The organism is Blastococcus sp. OS1-29 (assembly GCF_057628075.1).
This window is the reverse complement of the sequence record NZ_JBXXJK010000008.1, coordinates 176,044-201,023: the sequence shown is the minus strand read 5'-3', so window position 1 is coordinate 201,023 and position 24,980 is coordinate 176,044. Positions and strand designations below refer to the sequence as shown.

Sequence of the window (24,980 nt, the reverse complement as noted above, 5' to 3'; positions counted from 1 at the left end):
GGTCCGGAGGTCTGCCCGACGGCGTCGGCGCGCGGATCCGGAGTCCGGTGCACGGTGTATACCAGCCGGTCGGTATGTATGGAATAGACGATCACGCGCACCGCGGTCGCGAAGCGACGAGGCCGGGTCTCGGCCAGCGACAGCCATAGAGGACCCCGCGACCGGGGGAGGTGATGTAGGCGGTCCGCCGATCGGTGCCGCCGAAACACAGGTTCGTCACGAGCGGATCGCCCGGCACCACGACCAGCTCGAGGAGCTCCCCTTCCGGGGACACCACGCTCACCCCGCGACCGAAGTACGTGGCGACGCAGACGTTGCCACCGGCTTCCATCGCCATGGAGTCGAACCGGTCGTTCCCCGGCGCCGCGTACAACAGGTCCCCGCCCCCGGCTCCGCGGTACGTCCGCTTCCCCGACGTCACCGTGCCGGGTGCGGTCACCTCCCACGACCACAGCCGACCGGTCGCCGTCTCGCTGACCACCAGCCGCCGGCCGTCAGGTGTCAACGCGCAGCCGTTGGGTCGGTCCAGGCCGCTGATGACCCTCGTGATGGCGGAGCCGTCGACCGCCGCGTAGTAGACCGATCCGCGGGTGATCGTCTCCGCGTGGACCCGCCCGAAGTCGGTGAACCAGAAGCCACCCTGGTCGTCGACCACGAGGTCGTTGGGCGCGATCAGTGGCCGGTCGTCGCAACGGTCGTAGAGGACGTCGACTCGTCCCGTCGCCGGGTCGATGCGCTGGATGCACCCCGTCGGACTGTCCGGCCCGTGGACGGTGGGCAGATACAGCGCTCCCCCCAGGTGCTCCCATTCCGCACCGCCGTTGTTGCACACCAGGACGCTCCCGTCCGGTGCCCACGCGGCGCCGTTCGGTCCTCCCCCGCAGTCCGCCACGGTGCGCACCACGCCGTCCTGCCCGAGGCGGGAGAGCAGTCCGGACCGGAGTTGCACGAAGAGCACCGAGCCGTCGTCGTCGACGATCGGCCCCTCCGGTACATCCAGTCCCTCGGCAAGGACCTCGACGTCGGCCACGACCTCCCGGCCACCCACCGTCAGGGCTCGCCCTCGCCGGAGCCCCGGTGGGAGTCCGCGGCCGCCAGGTGACGCAAGGCCGTCTTCAGGACCTTCCCGCTGGCGGTCCTCGGCAGCTCGTCGACCACGGCCACCGCGGCGGGCACCTTGAACCGGGCGAGCCGGTCCTTGCAGTGCTCGATCAGGTCTTGTCCCGACACCTCCGAGGCGCGCCGGAGGACGACGAACGCCTTCGGGACCTCGACCCAGCGCTCGTCGGGCACTGCTACTACTGCGGCCTCGACGACCGCCGGGTGGCCGTAGAGAACGTGCTCGATCTCGGCGGAGGAGATGTTCTCGCCGCCGCTGCGGATCATGTCCTTGAGTCGATCGGTGACACGTAGCGTTCCATCGGGCGCCAGCACCCCGACGTCGCCCGTGTGCACCCAGCCGTCGACGACGGTGGTGGACGAGGCGCCCTCGTCGCGCCAGTAGCCGGCGGTTACCTTCGCGCCACGGACGACGATCTCCCCCGGCACGCCCACCTCGGTCGGGCGACCCTCGCCGTCCACCGTCCGGACATCGACGAACGGCACCGGCCACCCGGCGGTCACGGCGACGTCATCGGGGGCCGATGCGACATCCGGAAGGTAGGTGACGCCGCCCATCGTCTCCGTCATGCCGTATCCGCGGATGAGGCGGACTCCGGGGAGGAGGCTCGAGATCTCGCGGCACACCTCCATCGGGAGAGCCCCGAAGAGAACCCAGCGCAGTGTTGGTCCGGGCCTGATGCGCCCGCCATCCGGCCGACGGAGCATGTGCAGCATCGTCTGGACCATGGTGGTGCCGGTGATCCGCTCGTCGACCAGGAGCCTCAGCGTCTCCTCGGGGTCGAATCGTGGCTGCAGCACGAGGGTCGCACCCTGCAGCCACGCACCGATGCCGGGGAGGTCCGCACCGCCGACATGGTGCAGGGGGGCGGACACGAGGATCCTGTCCCCCACTCGGACGTCGAGCGCCACGACCTGGGTGTAGGCGTTGGTGATCGCCATCGCATGGGTGACGACCACGCCCTTGGGTGCGTTCGTCGTCCCGGACGTGAACATGATCCGCTGCGGTTCCGAGCCCTCCAGATCCGCCAGGGAGTCGTCCCCGTCGCCGGCCGCGACGCCGGACCAGCGCGTCCAGCCGTCGGCGTCGTCCCCGTCCAGCCTTATCCGCAGCACGACCGCCGGGAGCGAGTCGGCGGCCTTCGCCACCGCCTCGAGGAACGGGCGCTCGCTCGCCACGACCGACGCACCACTGCGGGCCAGGAGGTCCCGCAGCTCATTGGCGGTGAGCCGGAAGTTGAGCGGGACCAGCACGGCTCCGATGCGGTAGACCGCCAGGGCGAGCAGCAGGTACTCCGGGCGGTTCGTCGCGACGACAGCGACCCGGTCACCCTGACCGACCCCCCGCATCCGCAAGCCGGCGGCGAGCCGCCGCACGTCCGAGGCCGCGGTGGCGAACGACCAGCGCGCCTCCGCGGCGACGAGGGCCTCGACCCCCGGTCGGACGGCCGCCTGGTGGTCGAGCAACGATGCGAAGTTCATGCCCACATCCCCCGCACCGTTCCGCGTGGTGCGTGGCGAGCGGCCGGCGGCCGCGGGCTCACGCAGGCCCCGAGCGGGCGAACCGGGGCATGACCTCCTTGGCGAACAGCTTCACGGACTCGACGGTCCGCTCGTGGGACATGCCCAGCCAGAACGGTCGCTGGATGATGTGGTTGACGCCCATGCCCTGGAGGCGCTCGATGCGCTGCGCCACGAAATCGGGGTCACCGACGATGAAGAGGTTCTCCCACATCCACTCGAACTTGTCCTTCTGGAACGAGAGCTGGGGGTACTCCGCGTAGTTGAAGTACTCCTTCTCCACGAACGGCCGGACGGTCTCGCGGGCCTCTTCGGTCGACGCCCCGGTGTAGACGTTGACGATCATCGGGTACTCGCGGCCCTCGCGGGACTTGCCTGCCTTCACCAGGGCGTCGTCGTGGTTCGCGATGGCCTTGACGTGCCAGTCCGGCTTGGGCGAGTTGCCGGGGATGATCCACGCGTCGCCGAGCTCGGCGGCCTTGCGGACCGAGATCTCGCCACCGGCGCCGATCCAGATCGGCGGCCCGCCCTGCTGCAGCGGCTTCACGCAGATGGTGTCGTGCACCGAGTGGAATTCGCCGTCGAAGTCGACGCGCTCGCCGGTCCACAGGTCCCGGATCAGCCGGATCTGCTCGTGCATCTTCCGGAAGCGGTTCGGCTTGTCGATGCCGAGCGCCGCGAACTCGTTGTTGCGGTACCCCGCCCCGACGCCGAGGACGAGGCGGCCGTCGGCCATGTGGTCGAGGGTGGCGAACTCCTCCGCGATGTGGACCGCGTGGAACGCCGGCAGGATCACCAGGCTCGTGCCCACGGTCATGTTCCCCGAGTGCCGGATCAGGTTCGCGACCACGGAGATCGTCTGCGGGGTCTGCAGGTTGGCCAGGAAGTGGTTGATCGCGAAGATGGCGTCGAAGCCGCTCTCCGCCGCCAGTTCGGTGAGGTCCCAGAGTTCTCCCAGGCGTTGTCGCAGATCGTCCTCGGGGAGGTACTGGTGCGACGCCAAGATGCCGAACTTCATCCCTGCTGCTCCTGTTCGTGGGTTCGCGTGGGCTGCGCTGAACGTGGCTGGGCCCGGAAGGCACGGACCTCGTCGGGCGACGGGAGGCTGACGAATTCGACCTGGATCCCGTCCGGGTCCTCGCACATGAACATCGTGATCGGCCCGTAGTTGTCGAGCACGCTCGTGGCGGGCGGGTGGTAGCACTCCACGCCCATCGCCACGAGCCGCGCGTACACCTCGTGCATCTCGTCGCGGGGCACCGGGAAGGACAACGAGAACACACCCGGGTCCCCGGCCCTCTTGGGCCGGCTGTCCTCCGGGACCGGGAGTTCCCACTGGATCAGCTCGAGCTGCCCGATGCGCGTCGGCCCCTGGAAGTACACCGCCCGGCCGGTCGCCCCGCGGGGAACCCGGATCCGCTCGTGCAGGGTCTCTCCCCCGACGCGCATGTCCAGCGTCATCCGCAGGCCGAGCCCGTCGCGATAGAAGGGGATCGACTTCTCCAGGTCCCGCACGCTGACCGCGACGTGGTGGATCTCTCCGACCATGGGTCGTCCTCCTCCGGGCGTCGCGTCAGCCGAGCTTGCCGCCGAGCCGGAACCGAGGGGCGACCGCGGCGTCGCGGTCCTTCAGCGCCTGCGCCAGGCCCTTGTCCCGGCGTTCCTTGACGAAGTTGTACTCACCCTCACCGAGGGACAGGTTCGTCGCCCAGGCGTGACCGATCCAGTTCCCGACCTCGCCGACACCCTTGCCGCGCGCCTCCATGGCGATCCGCATCATCGACTTGCCCATCATCAGGCCGTCCAGCGGCATGAACGAGATCGCCGTGACGTACTCGTCCACGGCTGCTTCGAGCTCCTCGCGCGGAACCACCTGGTTGACGAAGCCGATGCGTTCGGCCTCCTCGGCACCGAGCGGGCGCATCGTCAGCATGATCTCGCGCATCTTCTTGTAGCCGAGGTTCTCGACCCACAGCCACATGTCCTGGGGCGCGTTACCGAGGTAGCGGAACGCAGGGTGGGTGAACTGGGCGTCGGGCGAGGCGATGATCATGTCGGCGCCGAGCGCGATCTTCATGTGCCCGCCGTAGCAGTACCCGTGCACCTGGCAGATCGTGGCCTTCAGACAGTTCGTCACCTTGTTGGCGAGGGCCTCGGACAGCAGGTTGCGGTCGGGGAGAATTCTCTGGCGCTGGGCCGGCCGCCCGGTGCGCTCGCCCTTCTTGTTCTTCCCGTACCCGATGTAGTAGCCGAGCTCGGCGGCGTCGGCACCGGAACCGAACGCGTCGCCGTTGCCCTTGAAGACGATGGTCTTGACCTCGTCGTCCATCTCGGCCTCGCGGATCAGGTCACCCACCCGCTCGAAGGCCGCGACCGGGATTCCGTTCAGCTTCTCCGGGACGTTGAAGATGATGTACGCGACGGCCTTGTCCGCGTTCTTCTCGTAGAGCACGGAGTCCTCGATCGCCTTCTCGTCGATCGCCATGCCCTCCGCGTCCCACTGCGACGCAAGCAGTTCGTACTCGCTCTTTCTCACGAAAGTCTCCGGTTCTGTCGAGGGGGAAGGAGGTGCGGATCGGATCAGGCGGACTGCAGTTGCGGGATCACCTTCGCGGCGAAGGTCTCCATGGAATCGAGCACCCGCTTGCGGTCCATCGACGGGATGTGGAACCAGCCGATGTAATGGGTGATCCCCAGCTCGTCGCGCAGGCGGCTGATCGTGTCCACGACGCGGTCCACCGACCCGAAGTTGCCGCCGTGCGTCAGCGTCTTCTCGACCGTGAGCAGCGAGATGTTCCGCTTCACCCGCTCGTAGTAGTCGCGCTCGGACTCCATCGCCTCGGTCGACCCGGGAATGACCTTGCCGACGCCGCGGTAATAGGTCAGAGCAGCTTCCGCAGCCGCCTGCAGGCCGTCGTCACTCTCCCCCGCCCACACCTGCTGCATGAAAGGCAGGTCGAAACCGTCGACCGGATGACCCCCCTCTGACAGGGCGTCGCGGTAGGAGTCGTAGTGCTCCTTGAGGCGCGCCATCGGCGTGAAGTTCGAGGACACGATGATGTGGTCGCCGTTCAGACCGCGCTGACGGAACGTCTCCGGCGAGGACGTGCCGTGCAGGATGCGCGGCCCCCCGGGAGTGATCGGCCGGGGGAAGATCGACATGTCCTGGTACTGGAAGTGCTTGCCCTCGTAGGACCAGGTGTCCTTGGTCCAGGCCAGCTGGAGGATGTCGGCGATCTCGGCGTACGTCTCCTTGTTCGCCGAACGGTCCTTGTGGAACCCGTTGAACTCGCCCGGCTGGTATCCGCGCCCGATGCCGAGGACCAGGCGTCCTCCGGACAGGATGTCGAGGAGCGCGGCGTCCTCGGCGATGCGGATGGGGTCGTGGAGGGGGACGACGACGACCGCCGTCCCGATGGTGATGCGGTGCGTGCGCTGCGCGATGGCCGCGCCCAGCATCAGCGGGTTACCGAGGATCCCGTAGCGCGAGAAGTGGTGCTCGGCCACCCAGCAGGAGTCGAAGCCGAGCTGGTCGGCGATCTCGATCTCCTCGAGCGTCTCGTGGAGCACCTGGGCGTCATCCGCACCCTCAGCAGGGAAAAGGTTCATCACGCCGAACTTCATGCCAGGTCCTCCTCGAATACATTCCGACCGGTATGCACGGTACTGAGTGCAGGAGGAGCGGTCAAGCGGCAGAACGGAGACGGCGGAAGAATTGCTCGGCGCGGGAGCAGGCGGCGCGGGAGACCCGCTCGGAGGCGCTCGGTCAGGACGGCCGGGGCGGCCGCTCCCGCGAGAGGTCGGTCAGCGGACGGCGACGGCGTTGGCCGGCGAGCCACAGGCGCCGACCAAACGCAGCGGAGCCGACACGAGCAACGCGTCATGGCTCCCGGCACGAGCGCAGTCCTCGGCCAGCGGCCCGAGGTCCCAGAGTTCGCCGATCGGCATGCCGAGTCCGGCGAGCAGCCGGACGTGCAGCGGCTGCTCGCCGTCGCGGGCGCCGCTGCACAGCGGCCACGCCTCGAACGAGGGGTTGTCGGCCGCCGCCGCCGCCACCCGGTGGTCCCAGAACCAGGCGGCCGTGTCCGCGTCGGCCAGCAACCCGGGCGTGCGCATCGCCGTCTTGTCGGCGACGCGGGCACGGCCCTCCGCGTCGAGTTCCCGATACCAGTCGACCCAGCCGGTGCGGATCAGCACGATGTCACCGGGCCCGATCCGGCTGCCCTGCGCAGCACGGCAGGCGTCGAGGTCCTCGGCCGTGACGAGGTCGGCATCGGAGGGCTCGAGGGGCCGGCCCCGGGCGGCGCGGTACCGAGCGACGTCGAGGAGCACGGCGCGGCCCACCATCCCGTGCGCCGCCCAGACATCGACGCCGTGCTCGGCCCCCTGCAGACCCCCGTAGTAGCCCGACAGCGGGTCACGGATGTGGCGGAACCCGTCCCACTGGCTGGATGCCTGCGTGTTCCACCCGCTGACCAGGTCGTCCCGGCCGAGCGTGGTGTCGTCGCCGAGGATGGTGTGCCTGACAGCATCCCGACCGAACAGCGGTGGATCCAGCAGATCCATGGGCAGGTCGAGGGCGAAGGACCGCCCCGTGCGGACGCAGGCCGCGCCTCGCCGCGCGCTGTCGGGACCGAGCAGGTTCAGCGTCCCGAGCCGATCTCGGTCACCCCACAGACCCCAGGTCGCGGGCGCTCCTCCCCCGGGACGCGAGAGGTCCGCGTAGTCCGGCAGGGCGTCAGGCACGCTCGGCATCCGGACCGACGTCAGTCGCGGACGAGAAGGCCGCCCAGCACCAGGTCGCTGAGCTGCTCGGCCACCTCGGTGACGCTGAGCTTCCCGTGCGGGCGGTACCAGTTGTAGGCCAGCCCGAGCATCCCGAGGACGCCGAAGGACGCGATGCGCGGCTGGACGTCGCGACCGAAGACGCCCATCTCCACGCCCTGCCGGATGATCGACTCGTAGATCCCGTCGAGCTCGTCGCGCTTGTCCTTGATGGCGGCGAACCGCACCTCGGTCAGGAACCGGCGTTCCTGGGTGAACACGGCCACGTGCGGGCGGAAGCGCTCGATCCCCACGAGCGACTCGAGGATCAGCTGCTTGAGTCGATCCACGGGAGTGTCGAACTCCTCCAGGATCAGCTTGGCGTTCCGCAGCCGGTCGTCGATGTAGTCCTCCTGGATCTGATGGAGGATCTCCTCCTTGCCGGAGAAGTGGTGGTAGAGCGCGCCCTTGGTCACGCCGGCCTCGTTGACGATGTCCTCGACCGACGTGGCGTGGTACCCGCGTTCGTCGAACAGCCGCAGAGCACTCTCCAGGAGCGCCTTGCGCGTCTCCGCCGGTGCATAACTACCGCGAACGTGGGTCCGCGCTGCATTGCCAGCCATTATGGGCCCGTCTCTCCTTGATTCCCTCGCGACGCTGACTGACCATCAGGGCCGCCGTCCGGCGCTCGTCACACGGAGAGCGCCCGTTCGCCGGTCGACCCTTCTTCCCGCAGGACTCGCTTCAGCACCTTGCCGGAAGGATTGCGCGGCAACTCCCCGAGGAACACCACGGATTTCGGCGTCTTGAAGGACGCCAAGTGGTCGCGACAATACGCGATGAGCTGCCTTTCGGTCAGTGATGCCCCGGGCTTGAGGACGATATAGGCCCGCGGCACCTCCTGCCACCGCGGATCGGGAACCCCGACGACGGCGGCCTCCGCGACCAGCGGATGGCTGTAGATCACCCGCTCGATCTCCTGACTGGCGACGTTCTCCCCGCCGGAGCGGATCATGTCCTTCAGCCGATCGGTGATGTAGAGGAAGCCGTCCTCGTCCACCATCCCCACGTCGCCGGTGTGGAACCACCCCCCGCGCCAGGCCTCGGCCGTCAGTTCCTCGTCGTGCCAGTAGCCCGGCGTCACCTTGGGGCCCCGCAGCACGACCTCCCCGGCGACGCCAGGCCCGGCGTCGCGGTCCGACGGATCCACGACCCGGTACTCCACGAAGGGCACCGCCGTCCCCACCGAGCCGCGCTTGGAGACAGCGTGCGCCACATCCATGTACGCGATGCAGCTGCACGCCTCGGTCATCCCGTAGGCCTGCACCAGCCGCGTCGTGGGCAGCATCTCCTGGACCTCCCGGTACAGCTCCCCCGCCGCGGCACCGAAGATGATCCAGCGCAGCGAGGACAGGTCCCGGGAGCCGTCGGCCGCAGCCCGGAGGCCGTGGAGGATGGCCTGCACGAAGATCCCGCCGGTAACCCGGTGGTCCTCGATGAGCCGGAGCGCGAGGGGCGCGTCGAACCGCCGCATGATGACCAGCCGGCCGCCGTTGAACAGCACCCCGATTCCCGGGGAGTCCCAGGCGGCGACGTGGTAGAGCGGCGAGGACACCAGCGCCGTGTCCGACGACGTCAGTTCGAGCTCGCTGGTCTGTGCGAGAACGTTGAGCGTGGCCATGCCGTGCGTGATGACCACGCCCTTGGGACGACTCGTCGTCCCCGAGGTGTACATGATCCGCTGGGGGTCGTCGAAGGACACCGGGCACAACGGCACGCGGCTGCCCGAGTGATCGGCCATGACCTGGCTGAGCGGGAGCCACGTCGAGGTGGCGGAGCGGCCGTGCACGACCAGGCGGGTGCTGATGGACCGGTCGTCGCAGATCGGGTCGAGCACGTCGACGAACTCGGCGTCGGCCATGACCGCGACGGCACCGGAGTCCCGGACGAGGAATTCCAGCTCCTCGGCCTGCAAGCGGTAGTTCAGCGGGACGGCGACCGCACCCAGCCGGTAGACCGCCAGCACTGCCGCGACGTACTCGGCGGAGTTCATGCCCATCAGGGCGACGCGGTCACCCCTGCCGACCCCGCGCTCGGTGAGGAACGCCGCCGTGGCATGGACGGCGTCGGCGAGTCGCTCGTAGGTCCACTGCTCGCCCTCCTCCGTGATCAGCGCCGGCTCGGTTCCCCGCCGCACGCGCTGCACGTCGACCAGGCGTCCGAAGTTCATCGACGACATCAGACCCGCACCCCCTTGTCCGTGGTCTCCGTGGCGTCCGCCGGCGGTTCGGTCGGTCGCGCGACGGGGACGTCGCCGAGCGCGGGGATGACTTCCTCGCCCAGCAACCGGATGGAGCGCAGCACGTCCGCCTGCGGCATCCCCGTCCACTGCAGTCGCATGACGACGTCGGTGTAGCCGAGGGCCGCGTAGCGCGACAGCCGCTCGATGACGTCGTCGGGGGCTCCGATGACCGCCTGGCCGTCGATCAGTTCCTCGACGGAGGCGCCGTGCTTCCACCCCCGATAGTTCTCGTACTGCTCCGCCAGGAACGGCGCGGACGCCGCGACCGCCTCCTGCCGCGTCGGCGCGACGCACCCCTCCCGGAGCAGGGGGTAGTCGCGATCGAGCGAGCGGCCGTGGGTCCGCAGCGCCTCGCGGAACTGCGACATGCGTTCGCCGACCTCGGCCAGATCACCGTTGGGCGCGACGGCCCAGGACGCGTCCAGGCGGGCGATGCGTCGCATCCCCACCTCGCCGAAGGCGCCGAGCCACAGCGGCGGGCCACCCGGCTCGACGGGCCGCAGCAGTACCCGGGCGTCGTCGAGTTGGCCGAACGAGCCGGCGTGCGTGACCGGCCCCCCCGACCAGAGCGCGCGCATGACCCCCACGTACTCCTCGAGGCGCTTGAAGCGTTCCTCCTCCGGGACGCCGAACGCGCGGAACTCGACGCCGCGGTACCCGGTGCCCAGCCCGAGGATCAGCCTGCCCCCGGACAGGTGGTCGAGGGTGGCGAACTCCTCCGCCAGGGCCAGCGGGTTGTGCAGCGGCAGCAGGTACACGCCGAAGCCGAGCCGGATCCGCTCGGTGCGGGCCGCGAGGTAGGCCACCGTGGACAGCGGCTGCAGGAACTGCGATCGGGTGAGGTAGTGGTGTCCGAGCAGAACGGTGTCGAGACCGGCCTCCTCCGCGAGGGCCACCTGCTCCATCGTGTCCCGCAAGCCGGCGCGGACGTCGGCGCCGGGGCTGTAGTGCGCGGACAGCGACATCCCCACACGCAGTCGTCGGGTTCCTGTGGGCCCGGTCATGCACATACCTCCGGATGACGTCGGCCGGCGCGGCGGACGGGTCGTTGGCTCATACCGGCACCTGACCGGCAAATCGAGAGATGGCGGATTCCACGCCCATGGCGACCCGCCGGTCGAGCTCGAGACCCGCCATCCGGCGGACGAGCTGCTTGGTCACCTTCGCGGCACCGCCAGGATGTCCGGCCAGCCGACCGGCGAGCGCTGCGGCCTCAGCCGAGAGGTCGGCGGCCGGCACCACGTCGGTCACGAGGCCGTCGGCACGAGCACGGTCGGCACCGAACCGGTCCCCGCTGCTGGCCCAGTGCAGGACGGCACGCGGTGTCATGACCGACAGCAGCTCGGGCACCGCGGTGGCCGGTGGCATGCCGAGCGCGACTTCCGGGAGACCGAAGACGCAGTCGTCGGCGGCGAGGACGATGTCGCACCGGGTGAGCAGGGCGCACCCGAAGCCGAGGACCGCGCCGCCCGCCGCGGCGACGGTGACCTGTGGCAGCTCCCCGAGCGTGGTGAGCAGGGTGCGACCGTGCCGGAAGAAGTCGGCCAGCTCCGCGGGTGCGGCGCCGGCCAGACGGGGAAAGTCGGAGGTGTCCCAGCCGGCGCAGAACGGGGGCAGCGCCGAGGAGAGCACGACGACGTGGATCTCGGACTGCTCCGCGAGGTGCCGGAGGGTGGCGATGAGCTCGTCGCACACGTCCACGCCGATGGCGTTCCGCCGCTCCGGACGCGACCAGGTCACCGTCGCGACGCCGTCGCCGGCGACCACATCGACGAACCCGCCGGGCTGGCCGGTCACGCCGGGCGCCCCGCGGGCGCCGGCACCTGTTGAAAGTCGAACTCGGCGGCGAAGTGGCACAGCGAGCGACCGCCGTCGGAGACCGTGACCCAGGGGACGGTCGTGGTCCGGCAGATCTCCTCGGCGCGCGGGCACCTCGGCGCGAACCGGCAGCCGACCCAGTCTTCGGTGATCCGCGGCGCGGACCCCTCGATCGCCTTGATCTCGCCGCCGTCCCACCCGGGGATGGCCGCCAGGAGCGCCCTGGTGTACGGGTGCCGGGGCTCGGTCACGATGTCCGCGGCCGCGCCGGTCTCGACGATCTGGCCCGCGTACATGACCGCGATCTCGGTGCAGATCTCGCCTGCGAGACGCAGGTCGTGCGTCACGAACACCATGCCCATCCCGGAGTCCACCGTCAGGGAACGGAGCAGGTCGACGACCTCCGCCTGGGTGGTCACGTCCAGCGCCGACGTCGCCTCGTCGGCGATGAGGACCTCCGGCTCGGTGACCACCGCCAGCGCGATGGCGATCCGCTGCCGCATCCCACCGGACAACTGGTGCGGGAAGGAGCCGAGCACCCGGTCCACGTCGGTGAACCCCATCCGCCTGATCACGCCGGCGATGCGGTCGTCCCGCTCCTGCTTCGACAGCTCCGGCATGTGCGTGCCCACGACCTCGCGCAGCTGCCGCCGGACGGTCATCAGGGGGTCCAGCGACGACGACGCACCCTGGAAGACCATCCCGACGTGCCGTCCCCGAACCGTGTCGACATGCTGCTCACCCGGTGCCTGGACCGTCTTCCCGAGTACCGCGACGCGGCCTCCGACCACGGAGACGTTGCGGTCCAGCAGGCCGAGGATGCTGCGCACCGTCGTCGTCTTGCCGCTGCCGGACTCGCCGATGAGTCCGAGGATCTGCCCGCGGCCGATGGCCAGCCGGACGTCGTCGACCAGGACGTGTGGACCCCGGGAGGTCGCCGCCTCCACGGTGAGACCGTCGATCTCGAGCACTGGATTCATCAGAACCGCCGCTTCCGGGGGTCGAGCCAGGAGCGCATCGCGTCGCCCAGCAGGTTGACCAGGAGGACGACCACCGTGATGGCGAGTCCCGGGAATGCCGCGATCCACCAGGCCTGCGTGAGCTGGTCGCGGCCGTCGGCCAGCATCGCGCCCCAGCTGATCTGCGGGGCGACGACGCCGAGACCGAGGAAGCTCAACGCGCTCTCGGCGAGGATCACGGTGCCCATCTGCAGGGTGGTCAGCACCATCACCGTGCCGGCGAGATTGGGCAGCAGGTGGCCGAGCAGGATGCGTGGCGTCGAGACGCCGGCGCAGCGCAACCCGACGACGAACGGCCGCTCGCGCAACGAGAGCGTCTCGGCACGGATGACCCGCGCGTACTGCGCCCAGCCGATCATCGCCAGCACCACGACGAGCACCCCGATCGACCGCCCGTGGCCCGCGATGATCGCGATGGCGAGGAGGATGAAGGGCAGCGCGAGCTGCGCCTCGACCACGCGCGAGATCACGGTGTCGACGGCTCCGCGGTAGAAGCCGCTGACCAGTCCGAGCAGGGTTCCCGGGATGGCGCCGGCGAGCATGCCGCCGAGCGCGATGATGAACGTCAGCTGCCCGCCGTGGATGATCCGCGAGAGCATGTCGCGGCCGAGGTGGTCGGTGCCCAGCGGGTGCGACCAGGTGCCCCCGTGCATCCACGCGGGGGGCATGACGGCGTCGGACAGCACCTGGTGCGCGGGGTCGGGCAGCGGCAGCAGCGACGCGGCGAAGCACACCGCCGCGATCACGAGCAGCGGGATGCCGAGGACCGCAACACCCCGCGCCCCCCGCGCCCGGACGACGGTGGCCTTCTGCGTGATGCGAGGGGCCTTCTGCAGCATGGTCACGCGACACCGTCCCTGATCCGCGGGTCGAGCGCGCCGTAGAGCAGGTCGACCAGCAGGTTTATCACGACGAAGACCAGGGCGCCGAACACGACGATGGCCTGGATGAGCGAGAAGTCCCGGGTCTGGACGGCCTGCGTGGCCAACGTCCCGAGCCCCGGCCAGGCGAACACGAACTCGACGGTGATCGCGCCCGAGAGCAGCGTGCCCGCCTGGAGACCGATGATCGTGATGACCGGCAGCGACGCGTTCCGGAAGGCGTGCAGCAGGATGATCCGCCACCGTGCCAGGCCCCGGGCATGGGACGCGGACACGAAGGTCTCCCCCAGGACCTCGGTCATGCCTGACCGGGTCAGCCGGGCGATCTGGGCCATCGGCAGGGTGGAGAGGGTCACCGCGGGCAGGATCAGAGAGCTGAACCCGGTCGACTGCCCGGCCGGCAGCCACCCCAGGCCGACGGCGAAGAACAGGATCAGCATCAGCCCGAGCCAGAACAGCGGGATGGACTGCCCGGTGAGGGCGATCACCGAGGCGACGCGGTCGGCCAGCCGGCCCTCCTTGACCGCCGCCCAGATACCGAGTGGGACGCCGATGACCACCGCGATCAGCATGGCGGCCAGAGCGAGCTGGGCCGAGGACGGCAAGCGGCTGAGGATGAGGTCGAGGTTGCTCGAGTGGTAGCGGAGCGAATCCCCGAGGTTGAAGGTCACGAGGTCCTTCAGGAAGTTCAGGAACTGGATCGGTAGCGACCGATCGAGGCCGAGCTGGGCGCGCAGCGCCGCGACCTGCTCGTCGCTGGCCAGGTCGCCGAGCATCTCGCGCACCGGGTCACCGGTGCCCCGCGCGAGGAAGAAGGCGATCGTGACGGCGAGCAGCAGCGTCACCAGGCCGTGCCAGGCCTTGCCCAGGAGAAAGCGGATCACGGTGCCTCCTCAGCCGACCGTCGTCGAGAACGCCGCGGATGCCCGGGCGGCATCGTCCGGGGAGTGCCGGCCGGGGATGGCGTTCAGGAGCTTGCGCGTGTACTCCTGCTGCGGGTGGTCGAAGACGCTGGCCGTGGCCCCGTGCTCGACGACCTCACCGCGCAACATCACGTGGACCTCGTCGCACAGGGTCCGCACCACGGCGAGGTCGTGGCTGATGAACAGGATCGAGAGACCCTCGGTGTCGCGGAGGCTCCGGAGCAGGTGCAGGATCTGGGCCTGGACCGAGACGTCGAGCGCGGAGGTCGGCTCGTCCGCGAGCAGCAGGCTCGGGCGCAACAGCAGCGCCCGCGCGATGGCGACGCGCTGGGCCTGTCCCCCGCTGATCTGATGCGGCAGCCGGTCGAGCATGTCCGTCGAGAGGCCCACCTTCGCGAGCAACACGTCGTCCGTCGTCCAGGCGGTCCGCTTGGGGTGGATGCGCCGCAGTTCGCGCAGTCCGCGCCGCACGCTCTGCCGGGGGTCGAGCGAGGCGTGCGGGTCCTGGAGGACGACCTGGATCTCCGCCCGGGTGTCGCGCGACATGCGCGGCCCGAGCTTGCGCCCCGAGACGCTGATCTCGCCGGAGGTCACCCGCCCGACTCCGGCGACCGCCATGGCCAGCGATGTCTTGCCCGAACCGGACTCGCCGACGACACCGACGATCTGCCCGGCGCCCACCGTCAGCGACACGTCGGCCACGGCGGCCACGGCAGTGCCCCGGCGGCCGCGCGCGGGATGCACCACCGACAGGTTCTTGACGTCGAGCACGCTGTCGGGTTGCGTCACGTCAACCGTCCTTTCCGCGGGCTCGTCCGCTGGTCCACTTCTTCGGTATGGATAACGGACGGTCGGTATGTCGAAGATATGGTTCACAGGGGTACGGGTCAAGGTGTCGTCCTGTTCCTTCGTCGTCACTAGCGCGGTCCGCGCGCGACGAACCGGTACAAGGGATCGGTGCCGTCCGGCCGGCCGAACGGCAGCCTGTCGAGGGGCTTCCCGGCGGCGGTCCAGTAGGGCACGGTGACCGGGTCCACGCGGGACCAGTCGAAGACCAGGGTCCGCGCGGCGATCCCCCAGCGGCCGCCGATGCACGTGAAGCGGTCCAGGTACCGGCTGCCCACCAGCATCGTCACGTCGCCGTCCCCGAGGTCACCTGTCATCTCGACGAGGCAGTAGGACTCCGCAACCGCGGCGCCGGCGTCGAGGTCCAGATCGATCACCGTGTTGGAGACGAAGTGCCACATGGTCCGGATGGGCGATTGCTCGGTCCACGTGATCGGGGACTGCGCCAGGAAGTCCGTCGCCGAGCCGATGAAGCCGGCGTGGTCCTCGGTGGCTCCCTCGTGGTAACAGGACCGCGCCAGCTCGACGTCACGGCGATCGGCTGCGCGTGCGCGCCGGTAGATGAGTTCCTGGATGCTCTGCTTGGCCACCCACTCCGCCACGTCGCGGGAGGAAGCCGACGCCGCCTCCGGCCCCACCTGCGCGACGTCGTCGACGGTCTCCTGGCTCACGGCCTGATGCCTCCACTGCTCTGCGGGTACGGGTTTCGGCTGGCACGGGTGGCCATGCGGCGCGCGACGAGGTCGAGCACGCCGCGAGCTGGGGCGGGTCCGGGCTCCGCGATCGGAGCCCGGACCCGCCGGCTCACTTCAGCAGGGAGACCTTGTAGAGGTCCGGCACGGCGTCGAGCGCGGGCGCCAAGCCCTTGACCTTGTCGGACAGGCCGTAGGAGATGACCTGGTCGTACAGGATCGCGTTGCAGCGGTCCTCATCGAGGATCTTCTTCTCCAGCTGGGAGTACACCTTGTAGCTGGCGTCCTCGTCGGTCGCCGTCAGCGCCTGCGCCTGGAGGGCGTCGTAGCCGGCCGCATCGGGGCAGTACTTCACCGCGGCGCCACTGCCAGTGAAGAACCCGAAGAACGAGTCGGGGTGGGCGAACACCGGGAAGATCTGCACCATGTAGAGGGAGTAGTTGCCCGTGTTGCGCTGCTTGCGCAGTTCGGTGTTGTCCAGCGGCACCTGCTCGACGGTGAACCCAGCGGCCTCGAGCATCGCCGAGACGGCCTCACCGACCTGCTTGTCCTTCGGGTAGAAGCCGGTCGTGTACAGGAAGCGCAGGGTCGGCGAGCCACCCGCGGCCTTGACCAGCTCCCGGGCGTGGGCGAGGTCGAACTTGTGATAGCTGAGCTTCGGCGCGTTCGGCAGCACATCGCCGGTGAAGAACGCCGAGGGGCGCGCTCCGACACCACCGAAGAGGGTCTTCACCAGGGCGTCGTAGTCGATGGCCGACTGCACGGCCTCACGGAGCTTGACGTCGGACAGCGTCCCCTGGAGACCGTTCATCGTGAGCGCCATCTTGTACAGCGACGGCGCGTTCAGCACGCTCGTGTCGGGGGCCTTGTCGATCTGGTCGAGCAGTTCGCTCGGCAGATCCGCCACCACGTCCGCGCCACCGCTCTGGAGCAGGGCGGCACGAGTAGCTGCGTCGGCAGCCCACGTGTAGGTGATGCCCGCGAGCTTCGGCGCTCCCTGCCAGTAGTCCTTGTTGGCCACCAGCGACAGGCTCTGCCCCGACTGCACCGAGTCGAACTTGAACGGCCCGGTGCCGACCGGCGCGGCACTGAAGCCCTGCCCGCCGACCTCAGCGTAGTGCTTCGGCGGCACGCCCATGGCGGTGGTCAGCACCAGCGGCATCGCGATGTAGGGGCCGTTCGTCGTCACGAGCAGCGACGTCGGCGACTCGGCGGTGGCCGACACCACGCGCTTGTAGTACGGGGCGAAGCCGCTGGTGGGCTCGTCCCGGTACTTCTCGATCGTGAACGCCGCGGCAGCGGCGTCCCACGGCTCGCCGTTCTGGAACTTCACGCCTTCCCGCACGGTGAACCGCCACTCGGTGGGCGAGACCCGCTCCCACTTGGTGAGGAGACCCGAGTCGTTGGGCTCCAGCGTCTTCTTGTCGATGCCCACCAGCGGGTCGAACATCGGGCCGACGATGCGCAGCGTGCTGTACAGGGTGAGCACGGGGTTGAACGTGCTCGGCTCTGCCGCGAGCACGACACGCAGCGGCGCGGTGGACAACTCGGCGGCAGCCGGGGTGGCGTCCTTCCCGCCTCCCGAGTCGCCGGAGCCACAGGCGGTGGCCAGCATGGACAGCAGAGCCAAGAGTGCGACAGCGGCGAATCGCCGCGGTCGACGGCGTGGAAGCTTCATGACGCTCCAGAGGTGGGAGGGTGGAGAGCATCCGCACGGGGAAGGTGCGGTCGGCGTTAGGTTCCGACTGGTCGGGATGTTAGCGACGGAGATCACACGGTGTCAACGAACCCGACAGGGACTCGTAAATCCCGTCCGTGACGCCTGCCACTGGGGTTCCCGACGCGATCTCGGCGTCAGGGGGCGAGATCGTCGTCCGCGGGGACGCGGCGGGGTCAGCTTGCTGAAATCGTTCACGACGTCGCTCGCCACCGCCCCCGCGAGTTCAGCGGGCCGGTGACCAGCCGGCGCATGCCGGTCATGTCCAGCCCGGGGCTGGTCCCGACGCCGGCGGCCGAGTCCACGCCGCTCACCGCGCACCCTGCCCGCGCGGCCAGGGTCGGCGACCAGCGCATCGCGTCCCCGGACATCGACCAGTCACTCGTAGCTGCCGAACGTGACGACCCCGTCGCACGGGTCAGGGACGGGGGCCAGACCTGCAGCAGGCTGACCGACTCGGCCGAACCCAGGCGACCGGGCGACAGGCCCGCATCGGTGCCTGCGTCGAACAGAACGGTTCGGGAAGGTGAAGGCGCGGACACGGCCCCCTCGCTGGTGATCGACGGCGTCAGACACCTCCAGATCACCACACGGCCCGGGCGCGCCCTCGAACCCGCAACCCAGGCGCTCGTCTCACCGCTCTGCATCAGCCCTGGGGGATCTCGACCGGCGACACCCAGGCCATCGGTTCCCCGACGAGCACCGTCGCCGCTCCCCCCGTTCGCGCCTTGCGTTGGCCGAGGACGCAGGCCGAGCACCAGGGTGGCCTGGGGGCTCTTGTGCTGCCGACCGCGAGTCTCTAGCATACCGACCGGTTGGAATACAGGCCGCGCTGCAAGCCCGCGGGGGCGACGTGAAGTTCGGAGTCATGCACTTGTTTCCTGCAGACGGGGCCGATCGCGACGTGTTGCTCGACACGATCGACGATGTGGGCCCTTGCCGACGAGCTCGGATTCGACTCGGCCGGATGGCCGAGCACCACTTCTCCCGCGCCGGGCTCCTCGGCAACCCGCTGTTGCTGCGCTCGGTCCTCGCCGAGCGCACCAGGAATGTGACCGTGGGCAGCGCCGTGCTGGTGCTGCCGTGGGACGACCGAGTGCGACTGGCGGAGGAAGCGCAGTCCTCGACATCCCTCCCTCGCTCGACCCGATCCATGGAGCGCTTCGCTTCTGAGGTGACTCCCCAGCTGCGCGACAAGGAGCTGATCTCTTCGCGCTGAGCACCACCGTGCGGCTAGTGACGGGCTGCACCACCCATCGGACGATAGGCAGGCGATTCGCGCCTGCAGGACCCATCGGTTGAAAGGCAAAAATATGAAGAAGAACGTGTACGAACTGCTCAAGAACGTCTGGAACGACGAGAAGATGGAAACCGACCCAGCAGTCTTGGAGAAGGTCGTTACCTACGAGAAAGACCCCTCCATATCCGCGGCCTTCATCACCTTCAACGCTCCCGACAAGCTCAACGCCATCCCGGTCGCGGCCTTCGAACGGGTCGGTGACCTCGTCAGCGAGGCGGAGTACGACGACGAGGTCAAGACGATCGTGTTCCGCGCCAACGGCCCGGTCTTCGGCACCGGTGCGGACGCAGCCGAACTCGGTCACTACATCGGTTACCGCCGTCAGGAGTCCGGCGAGAAGAAGCAGACGCCCGCCCAGCGACAGCGGATTCTGCCCGACCGCAACCTTTTGTCGATGGCGTTCGGTGAGGCGATCTCCAACTCGCTCAAGGCCACGCTCGTCGCGGTGCGCGGCTACTGCTACGGCGGCCACCTCAAGGTCGCCCTCAACGCGGACATCGTGCTGGCCACCCCCAACGCCCAGTTCACGCATCCTGCCTTTCGCTACCTCGGGGGCGCTCCTCAGGACATGAACGCATGGATCGAGAACGTCGGCCTGAAGAAGATGAAGGAGATCATCTTGACGATGCGGCCGTTGGGTGCCGAGGAGGCGCGGGAGGCCGGCCTGGTCAACAAGGTTGTCCCCGACGACGAGCTCGACCAGTGGGTGCGTGACTACTGCCAGGCCATCTCGTTCATGCCGCTCGACGGCCTGATGATGGGCAAGTCGATGATGCGCCTTGCGCAGGAGGCGCGCGGCAAGGCGGTCGGTGAGATGACCGCGTGGGTGGGCCACGGATGGGCCACGAATCTCTCCCTCCAGGAGGGCGAGTTCAACTTCGTCAAGGAGCGCCGCGACAAGGGCCTCTCTCAGGCCCTGCGCGAGCGCGACGAGGCCGTCACTCCGTTCTTCCGGCTCGGCAATCGCCTGGGCGACGACAGCACAAGATGACGTTCGGCATCCTCGCGTCGGCCCAGTACCGGGCAGCGAAGCCTTCGACCATCTCCGGGAGAACAGGTTCCTCGTCGGCGATCCTGACCACACCGCCGCGCGCATCGGTCAGCTTCGCGACATCGGTTCAACCACTTCGTCCTCCGGCCCTTCTGGAGCCGCCTCGACCCGAAGCCGGCGCACCAGTCCCTGACCCTTTGTGCCGCAGAGACATTCCCCGTTTCCGTCAACCACTGGAGGCCTGACATGTCAGCGGTCGCCGAGATCCACCACGTCGCGATCAGCGTCCGAGACCTCGACGCGTCGGTGCACTTCTACGAGAGCGGGCTCGGGATGCGCAAGACGCTCGAGATGCCCGTAGGAAACGAGACCACCTGGCAAACCCTCGCCCTGCCTCACGGGACCACCGGCAGGTCCGTGTTCCTACAGGGTCCGACCCGCATCGGGCAGGTCGAGCTCATCCAGTGGGACCTGCCCGTGCCGGTCGACTCCCGACCCAAGCGTGCCGGGGATCCGGGTTTCCTCTCGTTGTCGTTCCACGTCGATGCCGAGACGGTGCACGAGATCTATGCGCGAATGCAGCTGATGGGCGTGCCGTGCAACTCCGAACCGAAGACGAACACGCTCGTCAACTACGGCGAGGTCGTCGTGTTCTTCTGCCAGGACCCGGACGGAAACCTGGTCGAGATCATCAAGTTGCCGACGTACGAGGAGACGAAGGCCTTCCGGGCAGAGCACGGCATCACGGCCTGAACGGCCGCCCCCCACTGCCAGACACCGAGGAGCGCAGATCACCGTGTACACGCACCAGGCACTCGCCGAGGGGGTACTGGCCCGCAGCAATACGCTCTTCGGTCTGATCGGCGACGCCAACCTCTACCTGGTCGACCACTTCCGGAAGCGGGGCGGACGTTACGTGTCCGCCGCCCACGAGGCGGGTGCTGTATTGATGGCCTTGGGATACGCCCAAGCCACGGGTCGCATCGGGATCTCCACCGTCACGCACGGTCCGGCGCTGACGAATACCGTCACCGCCCTCGCCGAAGGTGTGCGCGGGAGGATCCCGTTGGTGCTGATCGCCGGCGACACGCCCACGGCACGCAAGGAGCACCTGCAGGACATCGGCCAACGTGAGGTCGCGGCGGCCGCAGGAGCCGGCTTCGAACAGGTCCGTACCCCGAGCACAGCCGTGCAGGACCTGGACACGGCGTACCGGCGCGCCACCGCCGAACGGCGCCCCGTCGTCCTCAATGTGCCGATCGAGTTCCAGTGGCTGGAGGCGGTGGACGAGGTCCGTCCCTCGTCCCCCGCCGTGTCACATCGGGTGTCGCCCGACGCCGAGGCGGTCGAGGCCGCCGTCGGCCTGTTGGCGTCGAGCCGGCGTCCGCTGGTTCTGGCCGGTCGTGGGGCGATCGATCGGGCCTCCCGCGACGCTCTCGTGGCACTCGCCGAGAGGCTCGGTGCGCCCCTGGCGACCACGATCAAAGCCAAGGGCCTGTTCTCCGGCTGCCCCGGCGATGTGGGTGTCCTGGGCACGATGAGCACGCCTGCTGCCGCCGCCGTCATCGCCCGCGCCGACACTGTCATCGCGTTCGGTGCGAGCCTGAATCGCTTCACCACCGCGGAGGGCGCGGTGCTTGCGGGCAAGGTAGTGATCCAGGTCGATTCCGACCTCCAGGCGATCGCCCGCCACACCGATCCCTTCCTGGGAGTGGTGGGCGACGCGGCCGAGGCGGCGGGATCCGTCCATGCTCTGTTGGACGAAGCCGGGATTGCGCCGACGGGTTTCGCTGCGACCGTTCCCGTCGGCACCGCTCTCATGCCGGAGTCCCCACCCATCGAGCGAGACGATGCATTCGTCGACTTCGTCTCGGCTATCCAGTGCCTGGAGAAGGCCGTCCCCGACGATCGGGTGCTGGTGATGGACGGTGGCCGCTTCTGGCCCGAGTGCGTCAAGCGGCTGTCGGTCCCAGGCCCTCAGGACTTCGTGCACACCATCAACTTCGGGTCGATCGGCCTCGGCATGGCCGAGTCCATCGGCGTCGGCGTGGGGCGGCCGGACCGGCCCGTCCTGCTCGTCACGGGCGACGGCGGTTTCATGCTGGGCGGGTTGACCGAGCTCAACTCGGCCGTCCGGCATGGGGTGGACCTGATCGTCGCCGTCTTCAACGACCGTGCCTACGGTGCCGAGCACATCCAGTTCAGCCGCCGGGACATGGATCCCGATCTCTCGACCTTCGACTGGCCGGACCTCGCGCCGGTAGCCGCCGCGCTCGGCGCCACGGGAGTCACGGTGACCTCGCTCGCCGACTTCGACGCGGTCGCCAAGGCCATCGCCGATCGTGACCGCCCGGTTCTGATCGACATCCACCTGGATCCCGCAGACATTCCATTCGACACCTAGGACAGCCACTGTCCCGAGACCATCCACCGGTCCCGGGTCGACGACAGGCCTCGTCCCTCTCGCGAAGGAGCACCGTGAGCACCATCAACACCGGAGCGCTGGTCGACGTACAGCGACGTCGTCGGCCAGACGCCATGGCGCTCGTGTGCCAGGACGAATCGTGCACGTATGGCGAGCTGGCCGAGCGGGTGCACGCCTTCGCTGATCGCCTTCGTGAGGCTGGCCTGGGTCGTGGGGACAGGATCGCGTTCCTGGGGAGCAACTCGATCAACTACGTCGTGGCCCTGATGGCCGTCTACCGGGTGGGGGCCATTGCCGTCACGCTCAACGTCCGCCTCCAGGTCGACGAACTGGACTACCTGTTCCACGACTCGGGTGCGATTGCCGCCCTGGTCGACGCCGAGATGATCGGGGTCGCCGAGAAGGTGTGCGCGGGGCACGACCTGCGGCTCTCGGTCTGCCTCGACCGATCCGGCCTCGAGGGTTGGCCCGGACTCGATGACGTCGTGGAGGCGCACCGCGGCGCGGAGGTGCCTGTGGTCGACGTCGCGTTCGATGACCCTCAGCGGATCCTCTACACCTCGGGAACGACCAGCAGGCCGAAGGGCGTAGTGATCACACACGGCATGGTCTTGTGCAACATGCTGGGACAGACCAGCGAGCTCAAGCTCACCTCGGGCGACGTCGTCCTGGTGTCGTCGCCCCTCTTCCACGTGGCAGCGATCGACGCGCCGGGATTCACTGCGCTGTTCCTGGGCGGAACCCTCGTGCTGATGCGCAAGTTCGACGCCCGCTCGGCTCTGGAGCTCATCCAGGAGCACCGCGTGACGGGTGGCATCTTCGCGCAGTCGATCCTGCACGCTTTCCGCCAGGTCGACCACTCCGCGATGGACCTGAATTCGGTGCGGTGGGTCATCTTCGGTGCGGGCGCAGGTGAGCTCTACGCCGACATCCGTTCACTCTTTGGCGACGCTCGCCTCGTCCAGGCCTACGGCATGACCGAGGCCTGCAGCACGATCACGTGTGTGCCGGAGGAGAAGGCGCACGAGCACCTGGGGACCCTGGGCAAGGCGGTCGACTTCCTCGAGCTGCAGATCGTGGACCCTGCCGGCAATCCGGTCGGCACCTGCGTGGAGGGGGAGATCGTACTGCGCGGGCCGAAGGTGAGCCCACGCTACTGGGCCCCGCCCGAGAAGGCCCAACAGCCTCGGCAGGACGGCTGGCTCCACACCGGTGACGGCGGCTTCCTCGACGAGAACGGGAACCTGACCATCACCGATCGGCTCAAGGACATGATCCGCAGTGGTGGGGAGAACGTCGGGAGCATGGAGATCGAGCGAGTCATCTATGGGCACCCGGCCGTCCACGAGGCGGCGGTGGTCGGGATGCCCGATCCCAAGTGGCAAGAGGTGCCCAAGGCATACGTCGTGCTCAAGCCGGGTGCGAGTCTGTCCGAGGCGGAGTTGCTCGAGTACTGCCGAGGCAAGCTGGCCGGTTTCAAGACGCCGAAGGTCGTGGAGTTCATCCCCGAGTTGCCCCGGCATGGAACGGGCAAGGTTCTCAAACGCGCGCTCCGTGAGCGTGCCCGTGAGCAGACCTGAGTGCTCGAGGGTTGTTCGACAGGCGCCGACACGAACGTCGTCTCGGTCAGGGATTCACATTCCACACGGCCGATGAGGACGAGCCCAGGGGGCAATGCCGGGCACCTACGCTCCCGACGAGACCCGGCGGATGCCGATTGAAGCGCCCATGCGCCTCTTCGAGAAAACGGCTACCACGCCATGTGTGTCGAGGCGATCGCGTCCGCCGCAGGAGTCAGACCGCTTCCCGTCGTTGACCTGACGACGAAGGAAGCCGCACAGGTACTCCGAGTCGGCCGAACGACCATCCATGCCCTCATGAAGGCCGACCCGGTGCGCCGGGCGCACGTCGGCCGCAGCTCGACAATCGCCGTCAGTCATCCGCGGACCCGCCGCGGGTGAGCTGGCGGAACTCGCTGACCACGTCGTTGGCCACATTGCCCAGGGAGTTCAGCGCGCCGGTGACCAGCCGGCGCATGCCGGTCATGTCCAGGCCGAGGCCCGTCCCCACCCCGGAGGCCACCTCCACGCCCCGCAACTCGGCCGCGGCCGGGCCCCGCGCGGCCAGCTCGGGCGACCACCGCATCGCGTCGCCCGACATCGACCAGTCACCCGTGGCGCCGTCGATCGCGTCGGCTATCGGATTTTCCGAACTCGGCCTCACCGGAACCGTGTCGGTCATGACTCACCCCGCGTCGGAGTTCCACATGTCGATCGCCCACCGCCACCCACCGTCGGGCTGACGCCGGAAGACGGCGAGGTACTTGCCGCTGTCGAGGAGCTGCTCGCCGGAGCGCCGTCCGTACCGACCTTCCTCGACCGCGACGTCCCCGTACACGTCGATCCGCACCGTCTCCAGCACCCCACCGTCGGACCCGGCGTCGAACCGCCGCTTGAAGAAGTCCCGGATGGCGTCCTCCCCCGTGATGACGGGAGCACCGGGCGGCAGCAGCCGCGCGCCGGGCTCGTACAGCGAGGCGGCCATGCCGGCGTCCCCCTGCTCGAAGGCACGCACCAGGCTCGCCTTCAGCCCGGCGACGGTGCTGTCGTCGATCTCGCCCATCCCGATCCCCTCGGACCGATCAAGCGTCGCGAGCCCACCG

General features: G+C 69.0%; 25 protein-coding genes. 5 read left to right on the top strand and 20 right to left on the bottom strand.

Features of this window, described 5'->3' with window-relative positions; all coding sequences use genetic code 11:
* Positions 1-91: 91 nt before the first annotated feature.
* From AC2H4J_RS20400 to AC2H4J_RS20315, 18 genes are all read right to left on the bottom strand, one after another.
* On the bottom strand, positions 92-1,030 hold the full coding sequence (locus AC2H4J_RS20400) for an SMP-30/gluconolactonase/LRE family protein (protein WP_487466738.1): 939 nt from the start codon (positions 1,028-1,030) through the stop codon (positions 92-94).
* Between the two features lie 20 nt (positions 1,031-1,050).
* Positions 1,051-2,601: an AMP-binding protein gene (locus AC2H4J_RS20395; RefSeq protein ID WP_487466737.1), complete on the bottom strand. Its 1,551-nt coding sequence runs from the start codon at positions 2,599-2,601 to the stop codon at positions 1,051-1,053.
* 58 nt (positions 2,602-2,659) lie between these two features.
* Positions 2,660-3,658, bottom strand: a complete 999-nt coding sequence (locus AC2H4J_RS20390; RefSeq protein WP_487466736.1) for an LLM class flavin-dependent oxidoreductase — start codon at positions 3,656-3,658, stop codon at positions 2,660-2,662.
* Entirely contained in the window at positions 3,655-4,188 is a 534-nt protein-coding gene (locus AC2H4J_RS20385) for a VOC family protein (protein WP_487466735.1), read from the bottom strand. Before AC2H4J_RS20385 ends, AC2H4J_RS20390 begins: the two co-directional genes overlap by 4 nt.
* 25 nt (positions 4,189-4,213) lie before the next feature.
* Positions 4,214-5,176, bottom strand: a complete 963-nt coding sequence (locus AC2H4J_RS20380; RefSeq protein ID WP_487466734.1) for an enoyl-CoA hydratase/isomerase family protein — start codon at positions 5,174-5,176, stop codon at positions 4,214-4,216.
* A gap of 44 nt (positions 5,177-5,220) precedes the next feature.
* Positions 5,221-6,264: an LLM class flavin-dependent oxidoreductase gene (locus AC2H4J_RS20375; protein ID WP_487466733.1), complete on the bottom strand. Its 1,044-nt coding sequence runs from the start codon at positions 6,262-6,264 to the stop codon at positions 5,221-5,223.
* Between the two features lie 180 nt (positions 6,265-6,444).
* A complete protein-coding gene (locus AC2H4J_RS20370; RefSeq protein ID WP_487466732.1) occupies positions 6,445-7,386 on the bottom strand; it encodes a cyclase family protein in 942 nt (313 codons plus the stop codon).
* 20 nt (positions 7,387-7,406) lie between these two features.
* The gene (locus AC2H4J_RS20365; protein WP_487466731.1) at positions 7,407-8,027 is read right to left on the bottom strand and encodes a TetR-type transcription factor C-terminal domain-containing protein; all 621 of its coding nucleotides are present in this window, start codon (positions 8,025-8,027) and stop codon (positions 7,407-7,409) included.
* Between the two features lie 68 nt (positions 8,028-8,095).
* Positions 8,096-9,634 (bottom strand): long-chain-fatty-acid--CoA ligase, encoded by a 1,539-nt coding sequence (locus AC2H4J_RS20360; protein ID WP_487466730.1) that lies wholly within the window; start codon positions 9,632-9,634, stop codon positions 8,096-8,098.
* A gap of 8 nt (positions 9,635-9,642) precedes the next feature.
* Positions 9,643-10,710 carry an LLM class flavin-dependent oxidoreductase gene (locus AC2H4J_RS20355; RefSeq protein ID WP_487466729.1) on the bottom strand — a complete coding sequence of 356 codons (1,068 nt, stop codon included), beginning with the start codon at positions 10,708-10,710 and terminating at the stop codon, positions 9,643-9,645.
* 49 nt (positions 10,711-10,759) lie between these two features.
* Positions 10,760-11,503: an enoyl-CoA hydratase/isomerase family protein gene (locus tag AC2H4J_RS20350; RefSeq protein ID WP_487466728.1), complete on the bottom strand. Its 744-nt coding sequence runs from the start codon at positions 11,501-11,503 to the stop codon at positions 10,760-10,762.
* Entirely contained in the window at positions 11,500-12,504 is a 1,005-nt protein-coding gene (locus tag AC2H4J_RS20345; protein WP_487466727.1) for an ABC transporter ATP-binding protein, read from the bottom strand. The genes AC2H4J_RS20350 and AC2H4J_RS20345 overlap by 4 nt, the downstream gene beginning before the upstream one ends.
* Positions 12,504-13,382, bottom strand: coding sequence for an ABC transporter permease (locus AC2H4J_RS20340; RefSeq protein ID WP_487466840.1), 879 nt, complete (start codon positions 13,380-13,382; stop codon positions 12,504-12,506). The genes AC2H4J_RS20345 and AC2H4J_RS20340 overlap by 1 nt, the downstream gene beginning before the upstream one ends.
* A 2-nt stretch (positions 13,383-13,384) precedes the next feature.
* A complete protein-coding gene (locus tag AC2H4J_RS20335; protein ID WP_487466726.1) occupies positions 13,385-14,308 on the bottom strand; it encodes an ABC transporter permease in 924 nt (307 codons plus the stop codon).
* A gap of 9 nt (positions 14,309-14,317) precedes the next feature.
* Complete coding sequence (locus AC2H4J_RS20330; RefSeq protein WP_487466725.1) at positions 14,318-15,136, bottom strand: ABC transporter ATP-binding protein; 819 nt, start codon at positions 15,134-15,136, stop codon at positions 14,318-14,320.
* Between the two features lie 128 nt (positions 15,137-15,264).
* On the bottom strand, positions 15,265-15,864 hold the full coding sequence (locus AC2H4J_RS20325) for a nuclear transport factor 2 family protein (protein WP_487466724.1): 600 nt from the start codon (positions 15,862-15,864) through the stop codon (positions 15,265-15,267).
* 133 nt (positions 15,865-15,997) lie between these two features.
* The gene (locus AC2H4J_RS20320; RefSeq protein WP_487466723.1) at positions 15,998-17,515 is read right to left on the bottom strand and encodes an ABC transporter substrate-binding protein; all 1,518 of its coding nucleotides are present in this window, start codon (positions 17,513-17,515) and stop codon (positions 15,998-16,000) included.
* Between the two features lie 281 nt (positions 17,516-17,796).
* Positions 17,797-17,973: a hypothetical protein gene (locus AC2H4J_RS20315; protein ID WP_487466722.1), complete on the bottom strand. Its 177-nt coding sequence runs from the start codon at positions 17,971-17,973 to the stop codon at positions 17,797-17,799.
* Positions 17,974-18,569: 596 nt separating this feature from the next.
* Here AC2H4J_RS20315 and AC2H4J_RS20310 point away from each other — a divergent pair.
* The 5 genes from AC2H4J_RS20310 to AC2H4J_RS20290 all read left to right on the top strand — a co-directional run bounded on the left by AC2H4J_RS20310 (position 18,570) and on the right by AC2H4J_RS20290 (position 23,898).
* A complete protein-coding gene (locus AC2H4J_RS20310; RefSeq protein WP_487466721.1) occupies positions 18,570-18,821 on the top strand; it encodes an LLM class flavin-dependent oxidoreductase in 252 nt (83 codons plus the stop codon).
* Positions 18,822-18,915: 94 nt separating this feature from the next.
* Positions 18,916-19,893: an enoyl-CoA hydratase/isomerase family protein gene (locus AC2H4J_RS20305; RefSeq protein WP_487466720.1), complete on the top strand. Its 978-nt coding sequence runs from the start codon at positions 18,916-18,918 to the stop codon at positions 19,891-19,893.
* A 246-nt stretch (positions 19,894-20,139) separates the two neighbouring features.
* Entirely contained in the window at positions 20,140-20,646 is a 507-nt protein-coding gene (locus AC2H4J_RS20300) for a VOC family protein (RefSeq protein ID WP_487466719.1), read from the top strand.
* Between the two features lie 43 nt (positions 20,647-20,689).
* Positions 20,690-22,297, top strand: coding sequence for a thiamine pyrophosphate-binding protein (locus AC2H4J_RS20295; RefSeq protein ID WP_487466718.1), 1,608 nt, complete (start codon positions 20,690-20,692; stop codon positions 22,295-22,297).
* 74 nt (positions 22,298-22,371) lie between these two features.
* Positions 22,372-23,898, top strand: coding sequence for a class I adenylate-forming enzyme family protein (locus AC2H4J_RS20290; protein WP_487466717.1), 1,527 nt, complete (start codon positions 22,372-22,374; stop codon positions 23,896-23,898).
* 352 nt (positions 23,899-24,250) lie between these two features.
* On the opposite strand, the gene AC2H4J_RS20285 is transcribed toward AC2H4J_RS20290, so the two are convergent.
* Complete coding sequence (locus tag AC2H4J_RS20285) at positions 24,251-24,559, bottom strand: hypothetical protein (RefSeq protein ID WP_487466716.1); 309 nt, start codon at positions 24,557-24,559, stop codon at positions 24,251-24,253.
* A gap of 3 nt (positions 24,560-24,562) precedes the next feature.
* Positions 24,563-24,940: a YybH family protein gene (locus AC2H4J_RS20280; RefSeq protein ID WP_487466715.1), complete on the bottom strand. Its 378-nt coding sequence runs from the start codon at positions 24,938-24,940 to the stop codon at positions 24,563-24,565.
* Positions 24,941-24,980 lie beyond the last annotated feature (40 nt).

Coding starts and splice junctions, on each gene's coding strand:
- AC2H4J_RS20395 (WP_487466737.1), bottom strand. CDS start 2,601: ATGAACTTCGCATCGTTGCTCGACCACCAGGCGGCCGTCCGACCGGGG.
- AC2H4J_RS20390 (WP_487466736.1), bottom strand. CDS start 3,658: ATGAAGTTCGGCATCTTGGCGTCGCACCAGTACCTCCCCGAGGACGAT.
- AC2H4J_RS20385 (WP_487466735.1), bottom strand. CDS start 4,188: ATGGTCGGAGAGATCCACCACGTCGCGGTCAGCGTGCGGGACCTGGAG.
- AC2H4J_RS20375 (WP_487466733.1), bottom strand. CDS start 6,264: ATGAAGTTCGGCGTGATGAACCTTTTCCCTGCTGAGGGTGCGGATGAC.
- AC2H4J_RS20365 (WP_487466731.1), bottom strand. CDS start 8,027: ATGGCTGGCAATGCAGCGCGGACCCACGTTCGCGGTAGTTATGCACCG.
- AC2H4J_RS20360 (WP_487466730.1), bottom strand. CDS start 9,634: ATGAACTTCGGACGCCTGGTCGACGTGCAGCGCGTGCGGCGGGGAACC.
- AC2H4J_RS20355 (WP_487466729.1), bottom strand. CDS start 10,710: ATGACCGGGCCCACAGGAACCCGACGACTGCGTGTGGGGATGTCGCTG.
- AC2H4J_RS20345 (WP_487466727.1), bottom strand. CDS start 12,504: ATGAATCCAGTGCTCGAGATCGACGGTCTCACCGTGGAGGCGGCGACC.
- AC2H4J_RS20340 (WP_487466840.1), bottom strand. CDS start 13,382: ATGCTGCAGAAGGCCCCTCGCATCACGCAGAAGGCCACCGTCGTCCGG.
- AC2H4J_RS20315 (WP_487466722.1), bottom strand. CDS start 17,973: ATGTCCGGGGACGCGATGCGCTGGTCGCCGACCCTGGCCGCGCGGGCA.
- AC2H4J_RS20310 (WP_487466721.1), top strand. CDS start 18,570: ATGGCCGAGCACCACTTCTCCCGCGCCGGGCTCCTCGGCAACCCGCTG.
- AC2H4J_RS20305 (WP_487466720.1), top strand. CDS start 18,916: ATGAAGAAGAACGTGTACGAACTGCTCAAGAACGTCTGGAACGACGAG.
- AC2H4J_RS20300 (WP_487466719.1), top strand. CDS start 20,140: ATGTCAGCGGTCGCCGAGATCCACCACGTCGCGATCAGCGTCCGAGAC.
- AC2H4J_RS20285 (WP_487466716.1), bottom strand. CDS start 24,559: ATGACCGACACGGTTCCGGTGAGGCCGAGTTCGGAAAATCCGATAGCC.
- AC2H4J_RS20280 (WP_487466715.1), bottom strand. CDS start 24,940: ATGGGCGAGATCGACGACAGCACCGTCGCCGGGCTGAAGGCGAGCCTG.